Origin of the sequence: Micromonospora inaquosa, from assembly GCF_003857055.1 — a bacterium.
Taxonomy (GTDB): Bacteria; Actinomycetota; Actinomycetes; order Mycobacteriales; family Micromonosporaceae; genus Micromonospora; species Micromonospora inaquosa.
In genome coordinates, this window is sequence record NZ_QGSZ01000364.1 from 1 (window position 1) to 25,240 (window position 25,240).

Sequence of the window (25,240 nt, forward strand, 5' to 3'; positions counted from 1 at the left end):
TCGTTGAGGAGGGCGCGGGTGGGGGCGTCGGCGACGATCCGACCGCTGTCCAGGATCACCGAGCGCTCGCACAGCTCCGCCGCGTACGGCAGGTCGTGCGTGACCATCAACAGGGTCACCGGCAGGCCGCGCAGGATCTCGGCCAGCTCACGACGGGCCGCCGGGTCCAGGTTCGACGACGGCTCGTCGAGCACCAGGATCTCCGGGTGCATGGCGAGCACTGTGGCCACCGCCACCCGGCGGCGCTGCCCGAACGACAGGTGCTGCGGGGCCCGGTCCCGCTGCTCACTCATCCCCACCGCGGCGAGCGCCTCGTCCACCCGGGCGGCCAGCTCGGCCCCGCGCAGACCCAGGTTCGCCGGCCCGAACGCCACGTCCTCCGCCACCGTGGGCAGGAACAGCTGGTCGTCCGGGTCCTGAAAGACGATGCCCACCCGGCGGCGCACCTCGGCCAGGTTGGCCCGGTCCGCTGTGACCGTCAGCCCGCCGACGCTAACGCTCCCCTCGGTGGGGGTGAGGATGCCGTTGAGGTGCAGCACCAGCGTGGTCTTGCCGGCGCCGTTGGGCCCGAGCAGCGCCACCCGGTCGCCGCGCGGCACGATCAGGTCAACCCCCTGCAGGGCGACGTGCCCGTCCGGGTAGGCGTAGCGAACGCCTCGAACGTCCAGCGAGACAGCGGTCTGCACGACACCGATCATGACAGTACGAGGGCGGTGGCGGCGATGGAGGCCGCCAACACCGGCACGGTCGCCGCGACCAGCCACTGACCGGCGCTCGCCGCACCCTCGCCCTGCCACACCGCGGGCATCCGCCCGGTGTAACCCCTGGACAGCATCGCCAGGTAGACCCGCTCGCCGCGCTCGAAGGCGCGCAGGAACAACGCCCCGATCCCGGCGGCGAAGCCGCGCAGCTGCCACAGGAAGCGCGGGTCGTCACCCCGGGAGATCCGGGCCACCCGCATCCGCCGCGCCTCGCCCACCAGCACGTCCAGGTAGCGCAGCATGAACGTGGCGATCTGGGTGAGGACCTGGGGGCAGTGCAGCCGGTCCAGCCCCACGATCAGGTCCCGGGTGGTGGTGGTCGCGGCGAGCAGCAGCGAGGCGAGCACCCCCAGGGTGCCCTTGGCCAGGATGTTCCACGCGCCGTGCAGCCCGTCCTCGGACAAGCGCAGGCCCAGCACCTCGACCCGGTCGCCGGTGCCGAGGAACGGCAGGGCCACGGCGAACAGCACGAACGGCAGCTCGATCAACGCTCGGCTGAGCAACCACCGTGGTCCCACCCGGGCCAGCGCCGCCACCGCCGCCACCAGCACGGCGTACGCGCCGAAGGCCCAGAACGCCTCACGCGGGGTGGCCACCACGGCGATGGTGAAGACCACCATCGCCGCGATCTTGACCTCGGGCGGGAGCCGGTGCACCGGCGAGTCCGACTCGCGGTACAGCACGTGCCCGTGACCGGCCCCCATTCGCGTACCCCTGCTCAGCTGGCCGTGCCGGCGCGCGACGTCGCCGCGTCATCCTCGGCGGGCGTGGGCGTCGCCACGTCACCGTCGGTCGGCGTGCTGCCTCGACGGCGCAGCAGCCAGAACCCGCCAGCCCCGATCGCGAAGGTGACCAGCACCCCGAGCACCCCGGACAGGCCGGTGGAGACGAAGCTGTTCCGCACGCCCCGCACGCCGTAGTCGGCGAGTGGGCCGTCGGCCAACTCGTGGTCGCGGGCCTGCTGGGCCGGGCAGCTTCCCTCGACGATGTTGTCGTCGGCGTCGACCGTGCAGCCCTTGAGCAGGGACGAATCCAGCCCATCCGGGTGGGACGAGGCGTAGTTGCTCACCACCCCGGCGAGCAGCAGGGCGACCAGCAGGCCGCCGGCCAGGAAGGCCCAGGATCGGTTCTTCATCGGACACCTCCGGCGACCGGGACGAGGGGAGCGGCGGGCGCGCGCAGGGAACGCAGCGCGTACACCAGGTCGGGGCGGACCTTCGCGACGGTGAGCACGGTGGTCGCGGTGATCAGGCCCTCACCGATGCCGATCAGCAGGTGGACGCCGGCCATCGTGCCGGCCAGCCCGGCCAGGTTGCCGCCCAGGTCGGTGGTGCCGCCGAGCCAGTACTGCAGGACGAAGCCCTGCGACGCCACGACCACGCTGAGCATCGCCGCGACGAACGCGGTCACGGCCAGGCCGGCCCGCGTGCGGGGCAGCACCCGCAACAGCAGCGCGATCAGCGCGTACGCCGCAGCGGTGCCGAGCAACGCCATGTTCGTGATGTTGAGGCCGAGCATCGCCACGCCGCCATCGCCGAAGATCAGTGCCTGCACGACCAGCACCACGGCCACGCAGAGCGCGCCGACCCACGGGCCGACCAGCATGGCGGCGAGTGCGCCACCGAGCAGGTGGCCACTGACACCGGCCGTGAAGATCGGGAAGTTGAGCATCTGGACGGCGAAGATGAACGCCGCCACCAGGCCGGCCATCGGGGCCAGCCGGTCGTCCAGGTCGCGCCGGCCGCGTAGAACGCAGACGGTGAGCGCGGCCAGAGCGAGCGCAGCGAAGATCGCTGCCACGGGACCGTCGATGATCCCGTTCGAGATGTGCATCGCCAGTGTCTGCACGCGACCTCCCACGCCTTAGCGGACCCGACCGGGCCGGCATGGCTCAGCCTATTTCCCAAGCATCGTTATTGCCAGACTCTGGCAACAAGGCATGGGCTTGATCACCTTTCCAGGTCAGGCTGCGCCGGCCCGCCGTCTCGCCCCCGCCGCGCCTCACCGCTCACGCGTCGCGCACACCGACGCGTCTCGGCGGCCGCGCCCCGCGCCACGGCGGTAGGGTCAGGCCCATGACCGCGCCCGACCGCCTCTCCCCCGGTGACCCCGCCCCCGAGTTCACCCTCGGCACCGACACCGGCGACCAGCTCTCCCTCAGCGACCTGCGAGGCCGCAAGGTCGTCCTGTACGCCTACCCGGCCGCGATGACCCCCGGCTGCACCAAGCAGGCCTGCGACTTCCGCGACTCGCTCGCCTCCCTCCAGGCCGCCGGCTACGAGGTCGTCGGCATCTCCCCGGACAAGCCGGAGAAGCTGGCGAAGTTCCGCGAGCGCGACGCGATCACCTTCCCGCTGGTGTCGGACCCGGACAAGGCGGTGCTGATCGCGTACGGCGCGTACGGCGAGAAGCAGTCGTACGGCAAGACCGTCACCGGCGTGATCCGCTCGACCTTCGTGATCGACGCCGACGGCAAGATCGAACGCGCGCTCTACAACGTCAAGGCCACCGGGCACGTAGCCAAGCTCCGCCGCGACCTCGGCCTGGACTGATCTGTCGTACCGGTTCGCTACGGTCCGTCAGTGGTTCGATACAAGTACACGCCCGAAGCGCTGGCCGCCGCTGCCGCCGCCGCCGCCGCCCGCAACATCACCGAGGTGATGCGGTTGCTCGGCGTACGCGTCAGCGGTGGCTCGCACGCGCACATCAGCCGGCAGCTCAAGCGGTTCGGCATCGACACGTCACACTTCGCCAGGCAGGCACACAACAAGGGTCGCAGTGGTCAACGGCGCACCACCTCGGCACAGCTTCTGGTGGTGCTGCCCGAAGGGTCCCGCCGGACGCCGGGCGTGCGGTTGAAGTGGGCGCTGGGCACCGTCGGCGTGCCGGAGGAGTGCGAGGGGTGTGGGATCGGGCCGGTGTGGCGAGGCGCGTCACTCATCCTGCACGTCGACCACATCAACGGGGACTTCCTCGACAACCGGCCACCGAATCTTCGGCTCCTCTGCCCGAACTGCCACAGCCAGACCGCCACCTACGCCGGCCGGCGGAACCGGGCTCGTGACCTCACCGTTCCCATCGGAACGGAGACCGGCGGCGGGGAGCACTCGTACGAGGCAGCCGGTTCCGATCGCAGACCAGCAGCGCGAGAAGAGCTCGTCGACCTGTTCGGTCGGGTCGACGCGCAACAGATGACGGCCCTTGATGCGGCAGGACACCTGGGCTGTCGCCCGGCATACCTGTACAAGGTCCGGCGCAGGCTCGAGCAGGAAGGCGTGCTGACACCGCGTCCGGACCGCCGCTGGCGTTCCAGGGCTCATCGCGACGTGGTGATCGAACAGGCGCTGGCCAATCCGGATGCTGGACCGAAACGGCTGTCGGGGATCCTCCGCAACCTGCCTGGCGGGGCATGCACGGTGAGTCATGGCACGGTCTCGGCCATTCTCAAGGAGGCCGGGCTCAACACCGTCGGAGCCAGACACTCTAGACTCAGGGAGTTGGCGGGAGTGGCGTAACGGCAGCCGCGCAGGTCTTAGGAACCTGTATCCGGAAGGATGTGGGGGTTCGAATCCCCTCTCCCGCACAGGGCACCGCACACCACATGCCGAACGGCGGCTGTTGGGCGCGTCACTGTCGCGGGTCGCGGCACTGGTCGTCGCGTCAGGATGGCGAGCGTGAGTCTGCGCTTCGTCCTCGACCCCGACCTGACCCCGCAGCTACGCGCCGAGATCGTGGAGCTCTGGGTGGACGTCAGCAACGCTGGCGGCGCGGTCGGTTTCGTGCCACCGGTCAGCACCACCGACGTGCACGTCATCGCCGATCCGACCTTCGCCGGCATCGTCGACGGACCGGACCGGCTGCTGGTCGGCTACTCCGGCGACCGACTGGTGGCCATGTTGATCTTCAACGACAACCGCTTCCCACTCAAGGCGCACTGGTGTGTGTTGAAGCGGGTGATGGTCCACCCGGACACCCAGGGCACCGGCTACGGCTCGGCGCTGATGGTGGAGGCCGCCCGGTTGGGCAGGGCGTTCGGCCACGAGGCGCTGCACGTCACGGTGCGCGACGGGCTGGGGTTGGACAAGTTCTACGGCCGGCTCGGTTATCGGGAGATCGGCCGGCTGCCGGGCGCGTTGCGGGTGGCCCCCGATGACGACCGGGACGAGATTCTGATGTGGCTCGATCTGACGGACGCCGACTGAGCGGTCAGCCCGCACACCACCGCGCGTTTGCCCGGGCCGAACTGGTGGTCGGCGCGTTGGTGGCCGGCGCGCTCGCCCTCGCCACCTCGACCGGGCGACGAGTCGGCGTCGGCGTGGCGGTGGGCCGGTTGCCCGGCGGCCGGGTCGACGCGGACGGACGTCGGGTGGACGCCCCGCCGCCAGGTGCGTACATCCGGACGGTGCTGTTCTGCACCTGGCCCGGTGCCATCCGGATGCCGCCGACGGTGACCCGGTTGTCGTACACGTCGCTGATCCGGACGTTGAACGGACCCGGCCCGGCGCCGGAGGCGATCAGCCAGTAGTTGTAGTCCTGCCGGGCGGCCGACTGCCAGGGACCGCTGTCACCCTGCCGGATTTCGACGGACCGTAGCGGGTTGCCGTGGTTGCCGACCCGGACGGCGAACCACCACTGCGACGAGCCCTCCTTGATCCGGAAGGTGAGTGGTCCGGGCAGCGGCGGGTTGACGACCGCGCGGTAGGTGACCGGAACGAGGCCCTGGACCGGGTCGGCGATCCGGGCGAACGCCTCGCGGGACAGGTCGAGGTGCCCGGGTTCGCACTCCGGGCACTGGTCCATGATGAGCACCCGGACGGTGCCCTTCGGGCCGATCACGTCGAGGAATCCGCCGCAGGCGGCTCCGGCGGAGTATTCCGTCGGACCGAGCGCGACGTAGAGCCGGTTGGCCGGGGCGGCCGGGTTCGAGCAGTTGCCGCCGGCGCCCTTGGAGTCGTAGAAGGTGGCCTTGCCGGTGTGCGCGGCGGTGCCGGTGGGTGGCGCGGCGGCGAGCGTCCGGCCGGCGGCGCAGGCCGGGGTGGAGCCGGAGCGCAGGGTGAGGGTGAGCCCGAGCGCGGCCGCGAGGACGGTGACGCCGGTGGCGACCAGCCAGGGCTTCGCGCCGGACGACGGCGCCGGCCGGTCCTCGGGGGGATGGTCCAGGTCGATGGTGATGTCGACAGCGCTTCCGTCCGGCACGAGGGCGATGCTGCCGGACTCGGGCGCGTGCCGACAAGCGGGCTAAGCCAAAGCTAAGACAGCATCGACGGACGGTGATGAGGGGGTGCCAATTGCGGGTGGGCGACGCGGTCAGGGCGCGACGACGACCGGGGCGTCCACGGCGAGGGGTCCACTGTCGAGCGGCACCAGGTTCAGTCCGAAGAGGAGCTTCTGCTTGATGTTGCGGTGCCGCCCGAGGGTGCGCAGCGGCTCTTTCGTGCGTACCCCGGTCTCCTGGTCGGTGGTGGTCACCACGCAGCGGTCGCACGGTCCCGCGGCCCGGAACAACCGGTCGCCGATGCGCAAAGGCAGACCGACCCAGTCGTCCTCGGCCCAGGCCGGCGCACCGCCGACCACCAGGTTGGGTCGGAACCGGGTCATCGGCACCGGTTCCTCGCCCGCCTCGGCCAGCCAGTCGTTGAGGGCGTCGAGGGAGGCGGCGTTGGCCAGCAGCAGCGGGTAGGCGTCGGCGAAACTGACCTGGTCACCGGTGTCGTGTTCGCTGGTCCCGGCGGCCCGTTGGCGGGTCGGCTGGGCCAGCCAGACCAGCCGGACCGGTCGGCCGAGCAGGGCGCCGAGCCAGTCGTCGGCCGATTGGCCGGCCGGTAGCGCGGGGACCGAGAACTTGCGGCTGCGAAAAACTCGCACCGCGACCGGTTCGCCGCCGGCCGGTTCCGGCACGTCGAGGTCGGGTTGCCCGTCGGCGCGCAGCGTGAGGCCCCCGGGGCGCACCGCGGCGTGCAGGCCGACGAGCCGGGTCGTTTCCCGCTGTGTCACGCCGACGCCGTCGGCGTCCACGACCATCCAGCGCCGGTCGCCGGCCAGGCCCCACTGGTGCACGAACGCCCCGTCGTGGTCGAGCCGGTGACAACCCTTGATGGGGTACGTGTGAATCGAGGTCAGCCGCACCCGGTTACCATGCCACGCCGATCCCGTCGCCGGGGTACCAGTGCTTGGCCGGGCTCTCCCGGTAGGCGAGGAACCGCCGGCCGGTGCGTTCGGCGTGTTCGGCGAGCACGTTGGTGCTGGTGACGTTGTCGGTGAGCAGGATCGCGCCGGGGGCGAGCTTGGGCTGCACGGCGTCGAACTCACGCTTTTCGTGGGCACGGCTGTGGTCGCTGTCGTGCAGGAACAGGTCGACCGGGCGGTCCAGCGCGCCGATCGAGGCGATGGAGTCGCCGATCACCAGGTCGACGACCTCCGACCAGGGCGCGACCCGGGCGAGGTAGCCGGCCTCGGGGTTGATGTCCAGCGAGGTGACCCGGCCCGGGTGCCCGTCCTGCGCGTTGCGCAGCAGGGCGGATGCCAGGACGCAGGTGCCCAACCCCTTGTCGACGCCGGTTTCCACCACGTGTGCCGGGTGGGTGGCCCGGACGATCGCGTACCAGCCCACACGTCGGGCATAGCGGACTTTCTTGTCGGCGAGGCCGCGGCGGGCCGCTGCGGCGGTGGCCCGTTCGATGTGTTGGCGCAGCACGTCGTCGGACTCGATTTCGGCAACGTAGCCGCGGACCTGCTTTACGGGGATGTCGCAGACGACGCTGACGAACCAGGTCAGGTGGTGGCGGCTCAGCTTGGTCAGCTCGTACGTGTAGTTGTGATGTTCACGGGAGGTGACCAGCCACCGGGCCGAGGCGCGCAGCACCCTGGCGTCGTGGCGGGCGACCCGGGCGAGCCGCTTGGGGAACGCGGCGACGGGTGCGAGCGGGGTACGGGCGATGGCTCGGCGGAGCTTCGTTGCGTCCACCGAAGGTTCATACCACTTCCTCGGGAACGCTGGCAGAGGGAAATGGCGGATGGTGCGCCGCCCGATTTGGAACCCACGTCGCACGATGGTGGCCGGACGAGGGTACGCGATCAGCAACCACGTTCAGTAGCATCGCGCCCATGCCACGTCGTGAACAAACAGCGGAGCACTGGACGGAACCGAGTTACGGCGCCGCCGGCGGGCCTCAACCGACCGAGGAGATGCCACCGGACGCCGCGCCACCGCGCCGCCGCCGTCGCTGGCGCCGGATCGCCCTGTTCAGCCTTCTGATCTTGCTGGTCCTGGGTGGCAGCGGAATGGTGGCCGGCGGCCTCTACCTGCGATCGGTCGAGTCGGGTATCGAGCGGGTCGACGCCTTCGACGGTGTGCCCGAGGAGTCCCGCCCACAGGCGGCGGTCGACGGCGCGATGAACATCATGATTCTGGGCAGCGACTCACGCGACCCGGAGAAGACGAGCGGGTCACGCACCGACACGATCATCCTGGCCCACCTGCCGAAGGACCGGAAGAGCGCCCAGCTGATCTCGATCCCCCGCGACACCTGGGTTTCGGTGCCGAAGTCGGCGGACGGCAACAACGGTGGCCGGGACGCCAAGGTGAACGCCGCATACGCCTGGGGTGGGGTGCCCCTCATGGTGCAGACGGTGGAGAAGTTCACCGGCGTCCGGGTGGACCACGTGACGTTGATCGACTTTGCCGGTTTCAAGGAGATCATCGACGCGCTGGGCGGCGTCGACATCGACTCGGAGAAGAGCTTCACCTCGATCCACGAGCCGTTCCGCAACTTCAAGAAGGGCGTGCAGCGGATGGACGGCGAGGCGGCTCTGGACTACTCGCGCCAGCGCAAGCAGTTCGCCGACGGTGACTTCGCCCGGATCCGCCACCAGCAGCAGGTGATCCGCGCCATCATCGACAAGGCCTCCTCCGGAGGCATCCTCACCAATCCCGGCAAGTTGAACAGTTTCCTCAAGGCCACCTCGAACTCGGTCTCGGTGGACAAGGAGCTGTCGCTGTTCGACATGGCGACGCAGATGCGCGGCGTGCGCGGCGGGAACATGACCTTCGTGACCAGCCCCACCAAGGGCACCGGCCGGATCGGCTCGGAGAGCGTGGTGTTGGCCGACAACGCCCGAGCGAAGACGTTCTACGACGCGGTCCGCCGGGATTCGGTCGGCGAGATCATCAGCCTCGGCAAGAAGTAGACCTGGGGCCGGCGCGGGAACCCGCCGGCAGTCACCACAAAAGACGGGCGGCGGCCTCACGGCCGCCGCCCGTCGCTGTGTGTCGGTGGGCCTGCCGGGAACCACCACCCGTGATCGGGTTCGGTCAGTACGCCCCGCGTCGGGCCAGCACCACGCTGACCGTCTTCCAGAGGATGGCGAGGTCGTAGACCAGCGACCAGTTGTCCACGTAGTGCAGGTCCAGCCGGACCGCGTCGTCCCAGGTGAGGTTGGAGCGGCCGGAGATCTGCCAGAGGCCGGTGATGCCCGGCCGCACCAGCAGCCGCCGACGCACGTCACCGCGGTAGTCGTCGTCCTCGGTGGGCAGCGGACGCGGGCCGACCAGCGACATCTGCCCGCGCAGCACGTTGATCAGCTGCGGCAGTTCGTCGAGGGAGAGCGCCCGCAGGTGCCGGCCGATCGGGGTGACCCGAGGGTCGTCCTTCATCTTGAAGAGCAGGCCGTCACTCTCGTTCCGATCCTGCAGGGCTGCCAGCCGCTGCTCGGCGTCGGTGTACATCGTCCGGAACTTCCAGACCTTGAACGCCCGACCCTCGTGGCCGATCCGGGTCTGCCGGAACATCACCGGCCCAGGGTCGTTGATCTTGATGGCCATCGCGATGGCGAACAGCACCGGGCTCAGCAGCACCAGCCCGACCAGCGCGGTCAGCCGGTCCAGAACACTCTTGGCCAACAGGGAGAGACCGGAGATGGTCGGCTCGTCCACGTTGAGCAGAGGAAGACCCTCGATGGGCCGGACGTGGATGCGGGGACCGGTGACGTCGGTGACCTGGGGGACCACCACCAGGTTCAGGCCGGTGCCCTCCAACTGCCAGGCGAGCTTGCGAAGCTCGTACGACTCCAGGCTGGCCGGGCCGCAGACCGCGATGGTGTCCGCGCCGAGTTGCTGGACCAGCGGCACCAGGTCCCAGCCCACGTACACCGGCACCGGGGCGTTCACCCGTTCGCCTGGGCGGGGATGGTGGGGCAGGTGGATGGCGACCGGGTGCAGCCCGGCCCCGTAGTTACGGGTCACCACCTCGTGCACCGCGAGCGCGTCGACGAGGCGGCCGACCAGCAGCACCTTCTGCGACGCCCGCCCGGTACGCCGGATCCGCCGCAGCACCACCCGGGCGGCGAACCGAACCACCAGCGTGTAGAGCAGCAGGCAGACGATGATGGCAGCGACCGTCGCCCGGGACAGGTCCTTCTTGAAGCCGAGCGCCAGGAACGAGACCGCCGCGGCCATCGCGAGGCTGGCCCGGGCGACCCGCTTGAGTTCTTCGGTGCCCAGCCCCAGCGCACGCTGGTCATACGCCCCGGCGGCGACGAGCATGATCAGCCAGCCCACCGGGACGCCGACAAAGGCCGCGAGGCTGAAGGAACTGACGTTCCCGAGCACCCGCTGGTCCCAGAAACCGGCGTCGGCGTCGGCGAGCAGGGTGACGACCGTCCGGCTGGCGGCCAGGGCCGCGAGTACGTCGAGCAGGACCAGCCAGGCTACGTAGCGACGGCGCCAGTTGGCCCGAGGTGCGACCGGACGTGCGAACACCGACCGGGCCATGCCGTTCGAGGGAGGCGTGATCACCCCCAGGTCGGGGTCGAAACTCGGTCTTTGCTGCGACGAGACAGCCGTGAGGAATTGCGTCTGTGCGGACACGACCTTCCTTTCCCATGTCGCCCCCGTCGGGAGATCGCGACGAGCACCCTATGCGTCCATGCCGTGTCGTGCCTAGTGGCGGTTCGGGTCCTTCCTCAGCCGGATCAGTTCCGCGGTGCCGATTTCCGGGCACTCAACTCCTGCACGAGCGCCCCGTGGGCCGGCTTCGGCTCGAACTCGTCGTTGAAGACGCAGGCGGCGCCGTACCCCGGATAGTGCGAACCGATCCAGCTGCTGACGTCGGAGAAGCCCCACAGCGTGATCGATTCGCAGGTGGAGACGGCGAGACATGCCTTGAGCATGTGTTGGTAGAGCAACGCCTGGTCCAACAGCTTCTGGGTGGTGATCGGCAACGGCACTCGCACGTCCAGCTCGGTGATGGCCACCGAGACGCCCAACGCGGCGAAGCGGCGCAGATTCCCCGTCGCGTCCTTCGGCGGCGAACCCAACCGGATATGGCTCTGGAAGCCGACACCGTGCACCGGCGCGCCACCCGCGCGCAGCGACTTGACCAGCCGCAGCAGGCCATCGGCCTTACGCGTGCGACCCTCGGTGCCGTAATCGTTGATGAACAGTCGGGCGTCCGGGTCCGCCTCGTGGGCCCAGCGGAACGCGTCGGCGATGTAGCGCGGGCCCAGCTTGCGCAGCCACAGCGAGTCTCGCAGCGACCCGTCCTCGGCGAGCACCTCGTTGACCACGTCCCAGGCCCAGATCTTGCCCCGGTAGCGGCTGACGACGGTGATGATGTGCTGCCTGAGCACGGCGCGCAGTTGCTCAGGCGACCAGCTCTCGGTGATCCACACCGGGATGTTGCTGTGCCAGAGCAGTGTGTGACCGTAGACGGCCTGCCCGTTGGCCCTGGCAAAGTCGACAAACTGGTCACTGGCCGACCAGTCGTACACGCCAGGCCGCGGTTCCAGGATCGTCCACTTCATCGCGTTTTCGGCGGTGACCGCGTTGAACTGACTCGAAAGCGTCCCGCGATACCGCGCGTCCGAAGTCAACAGCTGCCCGTTGACGGCGGACCCGATCCTGACGTTCGACGGCATCAGGTCGCGCAGCGCCGGCGGACCCGGGGTGGGCGACGGCTTTCCGGTGGGCGCGGCAGCCGACTCGGCCGGGCCCACTCCGCGGTCCCAGCCAAAGTATGCTGCGCAGGCGACGAGGACCAGCACCACCACCGACACCACGACCACACGAGCCCGGGCCAGCCGTGACATCGTGCGGTCGACCGATGTCGGCATCCGCGATTGCAACACCGGCCAGCCGTCGTCCGTTCGGACAACGGTGCCCGTCGCGGCACCGGCGCGGACCTCTTCGGTCATTAGCATCCCCAGACAGAAGTAGCGACGCAGCGTGACGAGGCCCAACTGATGCGCCTGATCGATCCTACGGCCACCGACACAAAGGGGCCGCCCGACAGTCGGCCGACTTCCTCCGCGCCGACGTGTCGGCGCAGGCCGACCGCAGCCAGCGTTCACCCCCGGTCGCGCCGCGACCCATAGAGACATCGGCGGTCTGACAGTGCAGCACGGTCATCCCATCAACGGCGGCGCGGCAAGCCTGCGGGATCCGGCGATCCCACCAGTCGGCGGGGCACCGGGCGACGCCGCTGCGCGCGGCACGGCTGCGGTGTCCCCGCCGAACCCCCCGGTCCGTGGTGGCTCCGCCATCATGCGCAGCGGCGCGCTCTCGATGCTCGCCCTGGTGGCGGTGGGCGCGACCCGTCTGGTGCACGGCTCACTCACCAGCCACGCCACCGACCGCGCCACCTACGGGTTGGTCGGCATCATGCTGGCCGCGAGCATGGTCGCCAGCCTGCTGCTTCCCGGCGGCGTCTCCAGCGGCCTGTCCAAGTTCGTCGCCTTTCATCGTGGTGCCGGCGACCTGCCCGCGGCCTGGGCCGTACACCGGTTCCTCTCCCGGCTCGGCCTGACGGCCTGCCTGGTGCTCGGCGCCGCGACGGCGCTGGTGGTGCAGTGGATCTACCACCTTGGCGCACTGGACACGCTGACGCTCGCGGTGTTGACCGCCACCTACTCGCTCTACACGGTGGACAAGGCGGCCATGTACGGGCACGGCCTCGTCCCCCAGTACGCCCGCATCGAACTGGCCACGTCCGCGCTGGCGGTGGTGACCACCGTCGTGGTGATCGCCACCGGTGAGACCGTCTACCTCCTGCCGCTCTGCCTGGGGTACGCCGTCTTCGTCGCCCTGTGCCGGCACCGGCTGCGCGCGCACCGTCGGCGTGAGGGGGCGCCGGCCGGTGGGCGGTTCGACCGACGCGAGGTCGTCACCTTCGCCGTACTGGGCAGCATCGGCACCCTGGCCAGCGCCGGTTTCCTCCAGACGACCCAGCTTCTCGGCGGTCACTTCGCGGACCCGTCCGAGGTGGCCTACCTGGTCGCGGCCGTCGCCCTGATCGCACCGCTGTGGTTCCTGCCCCGGGCGCTCGCGCTGGCGCTCTTCCCGGCAATGGCGGGGGCTCAGGGCGCGGGGGACACCACCGCGGTACGCCGACAGGTGGACGCGTCCACGCGTGCCCTCGCGGTGACGATGGCCCCGGTCTTCGTGGTCGGCCTGCTGGCCGCGCCCCTCGTGTTGGGTCTCTTCGGCGGCCAGGAGTACGCCGCCGGTGCCACAGTGCTGCGCGTCATGCTGTGCGCCGCCTTCCTCGGCATCCTTCAGGTGCCGTCGGTGAACGCGTTGGCCAGCGGGCCGCTGACCCAGGCTCGGGTGCCGGTGATCTCCGCCGTGGTGGGCTGCCTGATCGGGTTGGCCGTGGTGGTGGCCACGGCCAGGTCGATGGGTGCCACCGGGGTCGGCCTCGGCTACCTGGTGGGCACCGCCGTCACCGCGACCATTCCGGTGGTCACGGTCTGGTGGCTGCACCGGCTCGCCTGGACGATGACCCTGGTCCGGAGCATCGCCCTGGTCGTGGTCGCCGCGCTGGTGACCCGCCTGGACGTCATGCAGACCTGGTCGTGGACCGCCGCCACGGTGACCCTCGCCGGGTTCGTCGTGGCCGGGCTCGTGCTCAGTGGCGACATTCGTCGGCTGCTCGTCCTCGCCCGCAGCCACCGCGGGTCCGCGTCCACCCCGGTCACCACTCCCCCGTCTAAGACCCAACAGAGCGTCTGAAGAAAGAGAACAGCGTGAACGAGACGTCCGAGCAGTTGTCACCACCCCTCGCCAAGCAGCGCACCCTGCGCATCCTGGCGGTGACGAACCTCTGGCCAGAGCAGGGCAGCTACCGGGGCATCTTCGTGCAGCGGCAGGTGTCCGCGCTGCGCGCGCTCGGTCACCACGTCGATGTCGAGGTGGTGGCACAGTCCCGCGGCAAACTGGATTACTTCACCGCCGCGGGCCGGATCCGCCGGCAGGCACGGAAGGGCGGCTACGACATCGTTCACGTGCACTACGGCATGACGGCACCGGCGGCCCGGCTCGCTGGTCACCCCGCCCGGGTGCTGTCGCTCTATGGCAGTGACGTCAACGCCCCCCGCCAACGTTTCATGACGAAGCTGGGCTGGGGTGGCACGCGGGCCCGGATCTACGTGTCTCGCCGGCTGGCCGAGACGGCCGGTGACGCCGCCGGCCACGTGGTGGCCAACGGGGTCGACTTCCAACTGTTCCAGCCTGGTGACCGGGTCGCCGCCCGGCGTGCTCTCGGCATCGCCCCCGACGCCCGGGTGGTGCTCTTCGGCGCCGACCCCGGCCGTGCGGTGAAGGGTTACGACGTCTTTCGCGACGCGCTGGCCGAACTGCGGCGCCAGGACCCCTCGGTGCAGGAGCTGATCCTGTCCGCGCCGGGTCAGCCCGAGGCCGAGCTGGTCCGCAAGTACGACGCGGCCGACGTCATGCTGTTCACGTCACGGCCAGGCAGCGAGGGCTCACCAACGGTGGTCAAGGAAGCCACCGCGATGGGCCTGCCGGTCGTCACCGTCGACGTCGGAGACGTCGCCGAGGTGCTGGCCGACGTACGGCCGGGAGCCGTCGTGCCGTTCCCGGCCGGTCCGGTGGCCGGGGCGGCTCGCGACCACCTGGTGTCTGAGCTGGCCAACCGGGTCCGCGAGGTGCTGCACCACGGAGCACGGGCGAACGGGCGCGAGCGAAGCAGCTGGCTGGACGAGCGCCTGGTGGCGGAGCGGATCGCAGAAATCTACCGGTCGGTGCTCGGGTCGTGAGCACCACGCTCGTGACCGGGTCGCACGGCTGGGTCGGCACCCACCTGCGTCGCCTGGTCGCCGCCAACAGTGAGCGGGTGGTCGGGTTGGGTCGCCGCCCCCGGCAGGCCGGTCCAGGCGAGACCTACCACCAACTGGACCTGCACGACCCGGAGGCGGTCCGCGCACGGCTCCAGGCGGTACGCCCCGACGTCGTCTTCCACCTGGCCGCGACCCTCCCCCAGCGGGGGGCCAACGCGGCAGACGTGGTGGCCGATGCGGTGCACACCACCTACAACCTCTGTCAGGAGCTGCGCCGGGTCGACACCCGGTCGGGCCGGCCGGCGCGTCTCGTCCTGGCCGGATCCTCCGCGCAGTACGGCGCGGTACCGCCAGAGCTGAACCCCATCACCGAGCAGACGTTGCCACGCCCCATGGGCGCCTACGGCCATGCCAAGGCGGCCGCCGAGTCGCTGGCCCTCGCGCTCGGCGCCGACGGGCGGATCGCCGTGCTGGCCGCCCGGCCCTTCAACCATGTCGGCCCCGGCGAGGACGGTGCCACGGTGGCCGGCTCGCTGGCCCGACGGGTGGCTGACGTGGTGGCCGGGCGCGCCGATCGGGTTCAGGTCGCCGACCTCGACGCGGTGCGCGACTTCACCGATGTCAGGGATGTCGCGCGGGCGTACGTCGAGCTGGCGGAGTTGGGCAGACCTGGCGAGATCTACAATGTCTGCTCGGGTTCCGGGGTGACCGTCCGGCAGGTCCTGGAGACTCTGCTGGACCTGGCCGGGCTGGACTGGTCCGTCGTTGACGTGGTCGCCGGGCGCAGCGACATCCGCTGTCAGGTGGGCTCGGCCGCCAAACTCGCCGCCGAGACACCCTGGAAGGCTGAGACGCCGTTGCGGGATAGCCTGCGTGGCCTGCTGACAGAGTTGGCAACCCCGGCCGGAGCCGGCCAATGAACGACAAGGAGAGGCACGGGATGACGGCGTTATCAACCGATGGGGCTTGGACGGGGCGCCGGGTTCTGGTCACCGGTGCCGGCGGGTTCATCGGCTCCCACCTGACCGAGCGGCTGGTCAGGGCCGGCGCGGAGGTACGCGCCATGGTCCGGTACACCGGGAGGTCCGACCTCGGCATGCTCGCCGACGTCGACCCGGAGATCCGCCGGTCGGTGGAGGTGGTGCACTCCGACATCACCGACCCCTTCGCGGTCCGCCGTGCCATCGCCGACTGCGACACGGTCTTCCACCTGGCCGCCCTGATCGCGATCCCGTACAGCTACGTGGCGCCGGCGTCCTACGTGGCGACCAACGTGACCGGCACGCTCAACGTGCTGGAGGCGGCGCGTGATCTCGGGGTACGGCGGCTGGTGCACACGTCCACCTCCGAGACGTACGGGACGGCCCGTTACACGCCGATCGACGAGGACCACCCGATCCAGCCCCAGTCGCCCTACTCGGCCTCGAAGATCGGCGCCGACGCGATGGCCGAGTCGTTCTACCGGTCGTTCGATCTGCCGGTGGCCGTGATCCGTCCGTTCAACACCTACGGTCCCCGGCAGAGCGCCCGCGCGGTGATCCCCACCGTCGCCGCTCAGGTGGTGGCGGGGCGGGAGAAGATCGCCCTCGGCGACCTGCGGCCGGTGCGCGACCTGACGTACGTCACCGACACGGCGGACGGGTTCATGGCCGTAGCAGCCGCCGACCAGTGCGTCGGGAAGGTCACCAACATCGGCAACGGCCGGGGCATCACGATCGGCGACCTGGCGCGCCTCATCGCGGAGGTGGCGGGGCGGCCGGACATCGACATCGTCGAGGACAGCCAGCGGCTCCGGCCACCGCAGAGCGAGGTGTTCGAACTGATCGCCGGCACCGACCGGGCGCGGGAACGCTGCGGCTGGGAGCCGACTGTGTCGCTGCGTCAGGGCCTCGCGGAGGTCGTCGACTACGTGCGCGCGAACCTGGGCCGTTTCGATGTGGACCGGTACGTGGTATGAGGGCGATCATTCTCGCTGGTGGGCGCGGCACCCGGTTGCGTCCCTTCACCACCAGCTTTCCGAAACCGCTGATGCCGGTCGGTGACATCCCGATCCTGGAGATCCTGCTTCGCCAGCTCAAGGCACACGGCGTCACTGACGTGACGCTATTGACCGGTCACCTGGCGTACCTGCTGGAGGGGTACTTCGAGGATGGCGGCAAGCTGGGTCTGCGCATCGACTACGTTCGCGAGGAGCAGCCGCTGGGCACGGCGGGGCCGTTGCGCCAGCTGGCGGGGTCCCTGGTCGACGACTTCTTCGTGATGAACGGCGACCTGCTCACCGACCTGGACTTCACCGCCCTGATGGCGCATCACCGGGGCAGCGGAGCTCCGGTGACGATCAGCGTCTACACCCGGTCGGAGAAGATCGAGCTGGGCATCCTCAAGATTGACGAGTCCGGTGACGTGATCGGCTACGACGAGAAGCCGACGCTGAACCTCGACGTCTCGATGGGCGCCTACGCCATGTCACCCAAGGCGCTCGAGAAGATTCCGGCCGGCGCGTACGACATGCCGCAACTCATCCTCGACCAGCTGAGCACCACCGGCCGGGTCGCCAGTTGGCGGCACCGCGGCTTCTGGTTGGACATTGGGCGAGTGGACGACTACAGCCTGGCCAACAAGATGTTCGCCGAGAACCCGACCGGGTTCCTGCCGCCCAACTAGCGCCACCACAACGATTCGGCCCGGCCGCCCCTGGGGGTGGCCGGGCCGAGTTGTGTGATTCACCGCCCGAGCGCGGAGACCGCCCACTTGCCGATCTCGCTGCTGGCGCGCACCGCCTTGATGACCAGCGCCAGGCCCGGCACCCGTGGTCGGGTGTACCGGCTGATCAGCTGGAACCAGACGCTGAGCCCGGCGATCCGGCGGCGGCTGATGCTGCCCTCGTGCCGGTGGAACCGGACGACCGGATGGCCGAGGTGCGCCGGGTGGACGCCGTTGGCGAGCGCCCGCAGGACCAGCTCGACGTCGACCTTGATGGGTAGTTTTTCGTCGTAGCCGCCGAGGCGGAGCAGCAGCTCACGCTCGATGGACATGCCGGAGTGCTTGAACGGCAGCCGCGGACGGGTCAGGACCGACCAGAGCATGTGGCGTGCCGTCGGGTAGGACGGGAGACTGATGACCCGGGCGGAGTTGCCCACCAGCTCCTCGTAGTCGGTGTAGATCCAGAGGGACCCGGTCTCCGTCAGGAACTCCTGGATGCGGGCCAGGCCGTCCTCAGTGAACTGGTCGTCGGAGTCGAGGACGGTGATGTAACGGCCTCGGGCGACGCGCAGGGCGGTGTTGCGGGCTGTGCTGATGCCCGATGGCTTCTGCCGCACGAGTCGGATGCGCTGGTCGGCCAGGAGACCGGCGGCGGCCAGGCATTCCTGGGCCGGCACGGTGGAGCCGTCGTCGACCACGACGATCTCGAAGTCGTCGAAGGTGCCGTTGAGCACGCTGCGGATGGACGTCACGAGCAGTTCGGGACGGTCCCGCACCGCGATGCAGACCGAGATCGCCGGAGTTACCCGGCGCACCGGCTCGGTGAGCCCGACGGTCGGAGCGTCGACGTTAGGGCCGGGAGCGCCCGGCAGTGGCTGGAGTGCGCGATGGTCCCGGTCGGTCAACTGGGCGGCGCGCACCGCGAAAGGGCCTTCGCTCACCGCGAGCGTCGACCGCCGCTCGGGGCGAGGCCCGCGCTGACCGGTGACCGGCCAGCGGACGAGCCATCGGCTCTACTTGTATCGCCCATGCCCAAAACCCCCGTGATGGTCACTGCTGGCCGTCCCTCGTGACGTTCCGGTAGGACTGTCACGCCGAAGGACGCCCGATCTGGACGCCGCGCGCGGCAGATGGATTCTAGCGATGCACTCATGATCGCACCACTACTGAATGTGGACGAGTAGTGACACAAACGCGTGTCGCGCTACCTCAGCGGAATCCCGCCGGGGGCCGCACCTGACGCGCGTGCGCCAGGATCTCGTCGGTGGCGAGGATCCGGGTGTCGTCCTCCCGGGCACCGGCGGAGCCACCGATACCGGTGGGCCCGTCCTCCTTCTGATCGATGGATGTGGAACGTCGCGCGGCCCACCATGCCAGACCGACGATCGTCCAGAGAAGGGGCGGGAGCAGGGGATCCTCCATCGATGGCGAAAGGAAGCCAACGATGCAGGCGAATATGATTGCGGCGATTCCCCACAGCACGGCCGGCGCTGGCCGGTGCCCGGTACGACGTAGTTGACGCGTCCGGGCCAGCAGTGGTTTGGCAATCATGAAGAGCCACACCAGGTACGCGCCGAACCCCAGAACGCCGACCTCCATGACCAGGTGCAGCCAGAAGGAGTCCACCTGAACCGCCTGGAAGCCGTAGCGGTTGAAGCCACCCGGGCCAAATTTCGGGTTCTTGTGCCAGTTCGGATTGTCCTTCTCGGCGACCACACCACCGAACTGGCCGATACCGAAGCCGAGAAGGGGTTGATGCGGCAGGATCTTCGCTGCCTGCTGTAGGTAGAGCACCCGGATCTCGCGGACGGGCGCGGGCGAGTGGGTGGGCTGCGGCGCGACCGCGGCCGGCGAGCCGTGCGGGGCGCCGGCCCCACTCGCCCCCGGCGAGGTCGGCGGCTTCGCCGAGGCCTTGGGGCTACCTGACGTCGTCGAGCCATCGTCCGGCCGAGCGGTGGGCGTCGGGGTGGGCCTAGCCGTGGCTGGCCCGGGCGGGGACGACTCGCTGCCGGCCGGGTGGTCGAAGCTCGTGAACGCGTTGCCGATGCGGCGTTCCCATTCGGCCCGGTTGTCGGGGCGGGCGGCGATCTGAGCGACAGTGCAGAGGACCACCAGCAGACAGACGGCGAGGACGCGTCGCGTGTTGGTGCGGGCCACCACCGCGATCACCACCGCGCCGATCAGCACGCCCAGCAGCGTTTCCCGGGACTGGGTCGCCGACATGGCGACGGCGACGACGGCAGCCACGGCCCACCAGCGCCGTCGGACGTCGGTGGCAATCGCCAGCCAGGCGACGAAGCCGAGCATGGTCAGCCCCAGGACGTGGCCGAGGTGGTTCGGGTGGGACAGCAGCCCCTGTGCGCGGCTCTGCTCCGACCACGTCAGGTCCACCCAGCCGAGTACGCGGTAGGCCGGCTCGCCCACGACCATCTGGATGAGAGCGAGCAGCACGTTGACGCTCACCACCACCGCCACCACGATGAGCAGGCGACGGATCATCGTCGCGTTCAGCTCGGCGGCGCGCAGCGCGTAGAAGACGATGACGCCGCGGAAGTAGACGAACAGCGCCTCGCCCATCAGGGACATCGAGGAGTCGTTCACCAGGCCGGCGAGCACCATCACCAGCCCCAGCACCAGCAGGGCGAGGTCGGCGCCGGTACGGAACCGGTGCCACAGCCGATCGACGACGACCTTGACCACCGTCAACCCAGCAAGCCCCAGGTAGAGGGCTGTCTTCAGTTGCTTGGGCCACTGGGCGGAGCCGTCGAGGTTGGCTCGTGGATCCACGCTCGTCGGCCCGCTCAGCACCTGTGCCCAGGTTTCGAGGAGCACATGCACCAGCAGCGCGCCGACGACCACCACGATCGCTGTGGAGAGCAGCCCGGAGATCGGCCGGGTGGGCCGGTTCGTCGCAGGGGCCACGCTGGGGATGGAACCGTTCATCACACGTCCCTACGGCGTCGGACCAGCATCACCACGAGCACGATGAGACCGACGGCGAGGGCACCGCCGGCACCGGCGAGCAACACCATCGGCCAGACCGACTGGTCGCTCGGCTCGGACTCGTTCTGCTGCCGTTCCACGGCATTCTGCCGGTACGCCTTGGCCAGTAGGTTGCCGGGGGATGCCTGCGCGACCCCGTCGAACTGGGCGATCGCGGTCGAGTGCTGACCAGCGAAGTAGGCGTCCAGGGCCTTGCGATACAGCTGATCGGAGTCACCGAGCTTGTTGGCCGTTCCGGCCTGGCCGAGCAGCGCGTTCAGGGTCGACGACGGCACGATCACCCGATTTGCCCGGTCGGGACGAGCCTGATCCTGGTCGATCATCCCAGCTACCCGGCCGCTCGGGTCCAGGGCTATACCACCGTGGGAGCTGGTTCCGATGTCCTGGTTGATTCGGGAGATCGACTCCGCGCCCCGCCGGCCGGTGCCCGTGATGCCGACGAGCTTCGAACGCGGACGGTACGTGGCGGTGCGGAAGTCGTCGTCGGCGGTCCCGAAGCCGAGAATCAGCAGGGAACTTCCCTCGGCCAAGGTCGCCGACGGGTTGAGCTCCACCACCGGCAGGCTCCCCCGCGCGAACTTGATGAGCGCGATGTTGCCGGTCTCGGGCGGCAGCGCCCGGACGACCTGCGCCGGGATGGCCGGCTCCGTGGTGAGGTTGCCCTTGGCGGTGTTGAGCTGGCCGCGGATCTGGGTACCGGGCTCGGTGCCCGGATCGATGCCGGTGAACTTCGTAGTGCCCATGTTGGTCCGGATGTACTCCTGGACCTGCGCGGGGGCCAGTTTCTGCTCGCGTACGAGCATCCGGGCCACCGTGTCGAGCGCGATCTGCCGGGCGGTTTCCTGGGTGGGCTTGACGCACGCGCTGCTGGTGAGGGCGTGCCCGTCCGGGGTGACCACGAAGGCACTGCACCGGCGAGTGAAGGTGATGGGCGTGGCCCGTACCGGCGCGTTGGTCTTGGCGTCGCGGACGTAGCCGGTGAAGACCGTCTCGACGAAGATGAGTGCGGGCGCGGCAACCGCCAACGCGCGCTCCTCGGGACTGTACGGTGCGGCCTGCGCCCATGGCTTCAGCGGTGGGTCGACGGCAGCGGCCGTGGGGAACGCGGTGGCGCCAACCGTCGGTGGGGCGCTGGGGCCAGCCGGCTCGTCAGGTGTGAGCGCCCAGACTCCCACGCCGCTGCCCACTGCCACCACCAGCGCGAGCGCGGCCACTTTGACCCAGAGGCCGGTGCGGCGCTTCGGTGGCTCCGACGGCCGGATCCGTCGCACCGGCCCGGCGAACGGATCGTGGGGTGGCGCGACGTCCGCCGATGGGGCGGCGGGCGACTGCGGCTCGTCGGCGACGGGTTGCGCCGGCGTGGGGTCGGGCACCACCGGCGGGCCGGCGTGCAGCGCCCACGGCGCCGGCGGAGGGCCCGAGGTCAACTGCGGCACACCGGAGACCTGCTGCGGCACACCGGAAACCTGCTGCGGCACCCCCGACACCTGCTGCGGTATGCCAGAGACCTGCTGCGGCACACCGGAAACCTGCTGCGGCACACCTGACACCTGCTGTGGAATACCGGAGACCTGCTGCGGTATGCCGGAGACCGGAGCGGAGGCCCCACCTTCCACGGGCACCGGCTGGTACTCCTGGCCGAGCGCCCGGAACAGCCGCTCCGCGCCCGGGCCGGCCTCTGCGGGGTACGCCACCCACGGCTCGGCTGCGGAGAAGTCGGCGTAGGCAAAGGGTTGGCCACCGGGTGCCTGCGCCAAGCCGTTGGCGGTGCCGACGAAGGCCTCACGCCAACCCGGTACGTTCGCGACGGCTGCGTTCAGTACGGCGATCGTTACGAAGCGGCCCTGCCCGTCGATGGCTGCCCATGCTTTTCCGGCCGGGCAGGTGCCCAGCATGTGGGTGAACCTGTACGGACCAACCGGCTGCATGCGTACTCCTCTGCTCAACCGCCGTGCGGATACTACAGAGAGCGCGCTCGCCCACCGCCCCGGTGGTCGTCGGGGCGACAGTGGGCTGACGGGCTCGCGAGGCGCCCTTTTCCCAGCCCATCAAGGGTTTCCCAGGCCGCCGACAAGCGCCGTGCGGCGTCTGTTGCTTATTGAAAGTTTTCATGCATAGAGTCACTATGTGAATGAAGGAGCTGTCGGGGTGCCGGCCGAGCAGGTGCTCGGCCTGTTCGACGGGGTGCGGCTCACCCCCACTCAGCGCCGGATCGCGCACTGTCTGGTGCAGCACGCGCCCACCGTGGCCTACCTGTCCGCCGCCGAGGTCGCCGAGTTGGCCGGGGTCAGTCAGCCGTCGGTAACCCGGTTCGCCGTCGCGCTCGGCCACGACGGCTACCCGGCGCTGCGCCGCCGGCTGCGCGACCTCACCGCAAGCACGCCGGGCGGATCGGCGGACGCCGGCAACGAGCTCCAGCAGGCGGTACGCGCCGAGATGGAGAACCTGGACCGACTGGCCGGTCAGCTCGCCGACCGGGACCGGATCGCCGAAACCGGGCGGTTGCTCGCCGAGAGTCGTCCGCTGCCGGTGCTCGGCCTGCGCGCCGCCGCGCCGCTGGCCGCGTACTTCGCCTACTTCGCGGCCAAGGTGCACCCGGACGTACGGGTCCTCGACGACGGCGGCAGCCTGCTCACCGACCGCCTGGAGCAGGCCGCTGAGGCCGGGGCGTCCGCCGTGCTCGCCTTCGTGCTGCCCCGCTACCCCCGGGAAACCCTGGACGCGCTGCGCGACGCCCGCAACGCCGGGTTGACAGTGGTGGCGATCACCGACTCGCCGGTCAGCCCGGCCACCGAGTACGCCGACGTGGTGCTCGCCGCCGCGGTCGGCGCGCAGCTCGTCTTCGACCTGCACACCGCCCCGATGACCCTGGCCATGGTGCTGTTGCAGGCGATCTGCGACGCCGCGCCGGCCGACACCCAGCGCCGACTGGAGGCGTTCGAAGCCTCCGCGGCCCGCCGACAGTTGTTCCTCGGTTGACCGGAGGAGAACCAGAGATGACCCAGCCCATTCGCGCCGCACGAGGCAGCCAGCTCACCACCCGCGGGTGGCAGCAGGAGGCCGCCCTGCGGATGTTGATGAACAACCTCGACCCCGAGGTGGCCGAACGCCCCGACGACCTGGTGGTCTACGGCGGCACCGGCAAGGCGGCGCGGGACTGGCCGTCGTACCACGCGTTGGTCCGCACCCTGACCGACCTGCGCGAGGACGAGACGATGCTGGTGCAGTCGGGCCGCCCGGTCGGGGTCATGCGCACCCACGAGTGGGCCCCCCGGGTGCTGCTGGCCAACTCGAACCTGGTCGGCGACTGGGCGACCTGGCCGGAGTTCCGCCGCCTCGAACAGCTCGGCCTGACCATGTACGGGCAGATGACGGCCGGTTCGTGGATCTACATCGGCACCCAGGGCATCCTCCAGGGCACCTACGAGACGTTCGCGGCGGTCGCCGCCAAGAGGTTCGCGGGTACCCTCGCCGGCACGCTGACGCTGACCGCCGGCTGCGGCGGAATGGGCGGCGCGCAGCCACTCGCGGTCACCATGAACGGCGGCGTTTGCCTGATCGTGGACGTGGACCGCACCCGCCTCGACCGTCGGGTGCGCGACCGCTACCTGGACGAGGTCGCCGACTCGCTGGACGACGCGGTGCGGCGGGTGCTCGCCGCGAAGCGGGACCGGCGCGCGCTCTCCGTCGGTGTGGTCGGCAACGCGGCGGTGGTCTTCCCCGAACTCCTGGTGCAGGGCGTGGAGATCGACATCGTGACCGACCAGACCAGCGCGCACGACCCGCTGTCGTACCTGCCGGTGGGTGTGGAGTTGGCCGACGCCCGGGAGTACGCGGCGGCGAAGCCGGCCGAGTTCACCGACCGGGCCCGGTCGTCGATGGCTCGGCACGTGGCCGCGATGGTCGGTTTCCTCGACGCCGGCGCCGAGGTGTTCGACTACGGCAACTCGATCCGGGGCGAGGCACAGCTCGCCGGCTATCAGCGCGCCTTCGACTTCCCGGGCTTCGTGCCCGCGTACATCCGGCCGTTGTTCTGTGAGGGCAGGGGTCCGTTCCGGTGGGCGGCGCTCTCCGGCGACCCGGCCGACATCGCGGCCACCGACCGGGCCATCCTCGACCTGTTCCCGGAGAACGAGTCGCTGGCCCGTTGGATCAAGCTGGCCGGCGAGCGGGTCGCCTTCCAGGGCCTGCCGGCCCGGATCTGCTGGCTCGGTCAGGGCGAACGGGACCGGGCGGGCGTGCGGTTCAACGACATGGTCGCCTCCGGCGAACTCTCCGCCCCGGTGGTGATCGGCCGGGACCACCTGGACACCGGCAGCGTCGCGAGCCCCTACCGGGAGACCGAGGGAATGGCTGACGGTTCCGACGCCATCGCCGACTGGCCGCTGCTCAACGCCCTGGTCAACACAGCCAGCGGCGCCTCGTGGGTGTCCATTCACCACGGCGGCGGGGTGGGCATCGGCAGGTCGATCCACGCCGGACAGGTGTGCGTGGCCGACGGCACCGCCCTCGCCGGGCAGAAGATCGAGCGGGTGCTCACCAATGACCCGGCGATGGGGGTCATCCGGCACGTCGACGCCGGCTACGAGAGCGCCCGCGAGGTCGCGGACCGTACCGGCGTGCGGGTGCCGATGACCGAGGGCGGTACCGCGTGAGCGCGAGGAGTGCAGCGCAGCGGAGCCCCGCAGTCGCGAACAACG

The 25,240-nt window shown here is 70.2% G+C and carries 23 protein-coding genes and 1 tRNA gene; 12 read left to right on the forward strand and 12 right to left on the reverse strand.

Features of this window, described 5'->3' with window-relative positions; genetic code table 11:
- The 4 genes from DLJ59_RS33045 to DLJ59_RS33060 all read right to left on the reverse strand — a co-directional run.
- Positions 1 to 698: energy-coupling factor ABC transporter ATP-binding protein (locus tag DLJ59_RS33045; protein ID WP_148096995.1), on the reverse strand; the 698-nt coding region annotated here is incomplete at its 3' end.
- Complete coding sequence (cbiQ, locus tag DLJ59_RS33050; protein ID WP_124778032.1) at positions 695 to 1,465, reverse strand: cobalt ECF transporter T component CbiQ; 771 nt, start codon at positions 1,463 to 1,465, stop codon at positions 695 to 697. The genes cbiQ and DLJ59_RS33045, both read right to left, overlap by 4 nt.
- Before the next feature lie 14 nt (positions 1,466 to 1,479).
- Positions 1,480 to 1,896, reverse strand: coding sequence for a PDGLE domain-containing protein (locus DLJ59_RS33055; RefSeq protein ID WP_124778034.1), 417 nt, complete (start codon positions 1,894 to 1,896; stop codon positions 1,480 to 1,482).
- Positions 1,893 to 2,609 (reverse strand): energy-coupling factor ABC transporter permease, encoded by a 717-nt coding sequence (locus DLJ59_RS33060; protein ID WP_124778036.1) that lies wholly within the window; start codon positions 2,607 to 2,609, stop codon positions 1,893 to 1,895. Before DLJ59_RS33060 ends, DLJ59_RS33055 begins: the two co-directional genes overlap by 4 nt.
- Before the next feature lie 227 nt (positions 2,610 to 2,836).
- On the opposite strand from DLJ59_RS33060, the gene bcp reads away from it, so the two are divergent.
- The 4 genes from bcp to DLJ59_RS33080 all read left to right on the forward strand — a co-directional run bounded on the left by bcp (position 2,837) and on the right by DLJ59_RS33080 (position 4,963).
- Positions 2,837 to 3,313 (forward strand): thioredoxin-dependent thiol peroxidase, encoded by a 477-nt coding sequence (gene bcp / locus DLJ59_RS33065; protein WP_124778038.1) that lies wholly within the window; start codon positions 2,837 to 2,839, stop codon positions 3,311 to 3,313.
- A gap of 30 nt (positions 3,314 to 3,343) precedes the next feature.
- Positions 3,344 to 4,276 carry an HNH endonuclease signature motif containing protein gene (locus DLJ59_RS36505; RefSeq protein WP_208648918.1) on the forward strand — a complete coding sequence of 311 codons (933 nt, stop codon included), beginning with the start codon at positions 3,344 to 3,346 and terminating at the stop codon, positions 4,274 to 4,276.
- Positions 4,262 to 4,344: transfer RNA gene (locus DLJ59_RS33075), tRNA-Leu, on the forward strand. The genes DLJ59_RS36505 and DLJ59_RS33075 overlap by 15 nt, the downstream gene beginning before the upstream one ends.
- Positions 4,345 to 4,435: 91 nt before the next feature.
- Positions 4,436 to 4,963 (forward strand): GNAT family N-acetyltransferase, encoded by a 528-nt coding sequence (locus tag DLJ59_RS33080; RefSeq protein WP_208648919.1) that lies wholly within the window; start codon positions 4,436 to 4,438, stop codon positions 4,961 to 4,963.
- A gap of 4 nt (positions 4,964 to 4,967) precedes the next feature.
- Here the strand turns inward: DLJ59_RS33080 and DLJ59_RS33085 are convergent, their stop codons facing one another.
- The 3 genes from DLJ59_RS33085 to DLJ59_RS33095 all read right to left on the reverse strand — a co-directional run bounded on the left by DLJ59_RS33085 (position 4,968) and on the right by DLJ59_RS33095 (position 7,725).
- Positions 4,968 to 5,957 carry an expansin EXLX1 family cellulose-binding protein gene (locus DLJ59_RS33085; RefSeq protein WP_244236361.1) on the reverse strand — a complete coding sequence of 330 codons (990 nt, stop codon included), beginning with the start codon at positions 5,955 to 5,957 and terminating at the stop codon, positions 4,968 to 4,970.
- A gap of 111 nt (positions 5,958 to 6,068) precedes the next feature.
- Complete coding sequence (locus DLJ59_RS33090) at positions 6,069 to 6,887, reverse strand: MOSC domain-containing protein (protein ID WP_124778044.1); 819 nt, start codon at positions 6,885 to 6,887, stop codon at positions 6,069 to 6,071.
- Between the two features lie 4 nt (positions 6,888 to 6,891).
- Positions 6,892 to 7,725, reverse strand: coding sequence for a class I SAM-dependent methyltransferase (locus DLJ59_RS33095; protein WP_124778046.1), 834 nt, complete (start codon positions 7,723 to 7,725; stop codon positions 6,892 to 6,894).
- A 140-nt stretch (positions 7,726 to 7,865) separates the two neighbouring features.
- Between DLJ59_RS33095 and DLJ59_RS33100 the strand changes: the two genes are divergently transcribed.
- On the forward strand, positions 7,866 to 8,948 hold the full coding sequence (locus tag DLJ59_RS33100) for an LCP family protein (RefSeq protein ID WP_435826601.1): 1,083 nt from the start codon (positions 7,866 to 7,868) through the stop codon (positions 8,946 to 8,948).
- A 124-nt stretch (positions 8,949 to 9,072) separates the two neighbouring features.
- Here DLJ59_RS33100 and DLJ59_RS33105 read toward each other — a convergent pair whose 3' ends face one another.
- Together DLJ59_RS33105 and DLJ59_RS33110 are read right to left on the reverse strand one after the other, a co-directional pair.
- Positions 9,073 to 10,530, reverse strand: coding sequence for a sugar transferase (locus DLJ59_RS33105; RefSeq protein WP_124778079.1), 1,458 nt, complete (start codon positions 10,528 to 10,530; stop codon positions 9,073 to 9,075).
- A gap of 200 nt (positions 10,531 to 10,730) precedes the next feature.
- Complete coding sequence (locus tag DLJ59_RS33110; protein WP_208648920.1) at positions 10,731 to 11,951, reverse strand: endo-1,4-beta-xylanase; 1,221 nt, start codon at positions 11,949 to 11,951, stop codon at positions 10,731 to 10,733.
- 349 nt (positions 11,952 to 12,300) lie between these two features.
- Here DLJ59_RS33110 and DLJ59_RS33115 point away from each other — a divergent pair, with 349 nt between their 5' ends.
- The 5 genes from DLJ59_RS33115 to DLJ59_RS33135 are packed head-to-tail and all read left to right on the forward strand — an operon-like array spanning position 12,301 to position 17,498.
- Positions 12,301 to 13,767, forward strand: coding sequence for a lipopolysaccharide biosynthesis protein (locus DLJ59_RS33115; RefSeq protein ID WP_158630940.1), 1,467 nt, complete (start codon positions 12,301 to 12,303; stop codon positions 13,765 to 13,767).
- 14 nt (positions 13,768 to 13,781) lie between these two features.
- On the forward strand, positions 13,782 to 14,813 hold the full coding sequence (locus DLJ59_RS33120; protein ID WP_124778050.1) for a glycosyltransferase family 4 protein: 1,032 nt from the start codon (positions 13,782 to 13,784) through the stop codon (positions 14,811 to 14,813).
- The gene (locus tag DLJ59_RS33125; protein WP_158630941.1) at positions 14,810 to 15,754 is read left to right on the forward strand and encodes an NAD-dependent epimerase/dehydratase family protein; all 945 of its coding nucleotides are present in this window, start codon (positions 14,810 to 14,812) and stop codon (positions 15,752 to 15,754) included. The genes DLJ59_RS33120 and DLJ59_RS33125 overlap by 4 nt, the downstream gene beginning before the upstream one ends.
- A 20-nt stretch (positions 15,755 to 15,774) precedes the next feature.
- Complete coding sequence (locus DLJ59_RS33130; protein ID WP_124778054.1) at positions 15,775 to 16,791, forward strand: GDP-mannose 4,6-dehydratase; 1,017 nt, start codon at positions 15,775 to 15,777, stop codon at positions 16,789 to 16,791.
- Entirely contained in the window at positions 16,788 to 17,498 is a 711-nt protein-coding gene (locus DLJ59_RS33135) for a nucleotidyltransferase family protein (RefSeq protein WP_124778056.1), read from the forward strand. Before DLJ59_RS33130 ends, DLJ59_RS33135 begins: the two co-directional genes overlap by 4 nt.
- Positions 17,499 to 17,557: 59 nt before the next feature.
- Here DLJ59_RS33135 and DLJ59_RS33140 read toward each other — a convergent pair whose 3' ends face one another.
- The 3 genes from DLJ59_RS33140 to DLJ59_RS33150 form a co-directional block, all read right to left on the reverse strand.
- A complete protein-coding gene (locus tag DLJ59_RS33140; protein ID WP_124778058.1) occupies positions 17,558 to 18,478 on the reverse strand; it encodes a glycosyltransferase family 2 protein in 921 nt (306 codons plus the stop codon).
- 268 nt (positions 18,479 to 18,746) lie between these two features.
- Complete coding sequence (locus DLJ59_RS33145) at positions 18,747 to 20,480, reverse strand: O-antigen ligase family protein (protein WP_124778060.1); 1,734 nt, start codon at positions 20,478 to 20,480, stop codon at positions 18,747 to 18,749.
- Positions 20,480 to 22,468, reverse strand: coding sequence for a trypsin-like peptidase domain-containing protein (locus DLJ59_RS33150; protein ID WP_124778061.1), 1,989 nt, complete (start codon positions 22,466 to 22,468; stop codon positions 20,480 to 20,482). Before DLJ59_RS33150 ends, DLJ59_RS33145 begins: the two co-directional genes overlap by 1 nt.
- Positions 22,469 to 22,667: 199 nt before the next feature.
- On the opposite strand from DLJ59_RS33150, the gene DLJ59_RS33155 reads away from it, so the two are divergent.
- Together DLJ59_RS33155 and hutU are read left to right on the forward strand one after the other, a co-directional pair.
- Positions 22,668 to 23,519, forward strand: coding sequence for a MurR/RpiR family transcriptional regulator (locus tag DLJ59_RS33155; protein WP_124778062.1), 852 nt, complete (start codon positions 22,668 to 22,670; stop codon positions 23,517 to 23,519).
- 17 nt (positions 23,520 to 23,536) lie between these two features.
- A complete protein-coding gene (gene hutU, locus DLJ59_RS33160; RefSeq protein WP_124778063.1) occupies positions 23,537 to 25,195 on the forward strand; it encodes a urocanate hydratase in 1,659 nt (552 codons plus the stop codon).
- The last annotated feature ends 45 nt before the right edge of the window (positions 25,196 to 25,240 follow it).

Bases quoted from the DNA above. Each gene is read 5' to 3' on its own strand.
- cbiQ (WP_124778032.1), bottom strand. From the start codon at position 1,465: ATGGGGGCCGGTCACGGGCACGTGCTGTACCGCGAGTCGGACTCGCCG.
- DLJ59_RS33055 (WP_124778034.1), bottom strand. From the start codon at position 1,896: ATGAAGAACCGATCCTGGGCCTTCCTGGCCGGCGGCCTGCTGGTCGCC.
- bcp (WP_124778038.1), top strand. From the start codon at position 2,837: ATGACCGCGCCCGACCGCCTCTCCCCCGGTGACCCCGCCCCCGAGTTC.
- DLJ59_RS33100 (WP_435826601.1), top strand. From the start codon at position 7,866: ATGCCACGTCGTGAACAAACAGCGGAGCACTGGACGGAACCGAGTTAC.
- DLJ59_RS33105 (WP_124778079.1), bottom strand. From the start codon at position 10,530: ATGGCCCGGTCGGTGTTCGCACGTCCGGTCGCACCTCGGGCCAACTGG.
- DLJ59_RS33110 (WP_208648920.1), bottom strand. From the start codon at position 11,951: ATGACCGAAGAGGTCCGCGCCGGTGCCGCGACGGGCACCGTTGTCCGA.
- DLJ59_RS33115 (WP_158630940.1), top strand. From the start codon at position 12,301: ATGCGCAGCGGCGCGCTCTCGATGCTCGCCCTGGTGGCGGTGGGCGCG.
- DLJ59_RS33130 (WP_124778054.1), top strand. From the start codon at position 15,775: ATGACGGCGTTATCAACCGATGGGGCTTGGACGGGGCGCCGGGTTCTG.
- DLJ59_RS33135 (WP_124778056.1), top strand. From the start codon at position 16,788: ATGAGGGCGATCATTCTCGCTGGTGGGCGCGGCACCCGGTTGCGTCCC.
- DLJ59_RS33145 (WP_124778060.1), bottom strand. From the start codon at position 20,480: ATGAACGGTTCCATCCCCAGCGTGGCCCCTGCGACGAACCGGCCCACC.
- DLJ59_RS33150 (WP_124778061.1), bottom strand. From the start codon at position 22,468: ATGCAGCCGGTTGGTCCGTACAGGTTCACCCACATGCTGGGCACCTGC.
- hutU (WP_124778063.1), top strand. From the start codon at position 23,537: ATGACCCAGCCCATTCGCGCCGCACGAGGCAGCCAGCTCACCACCCGC.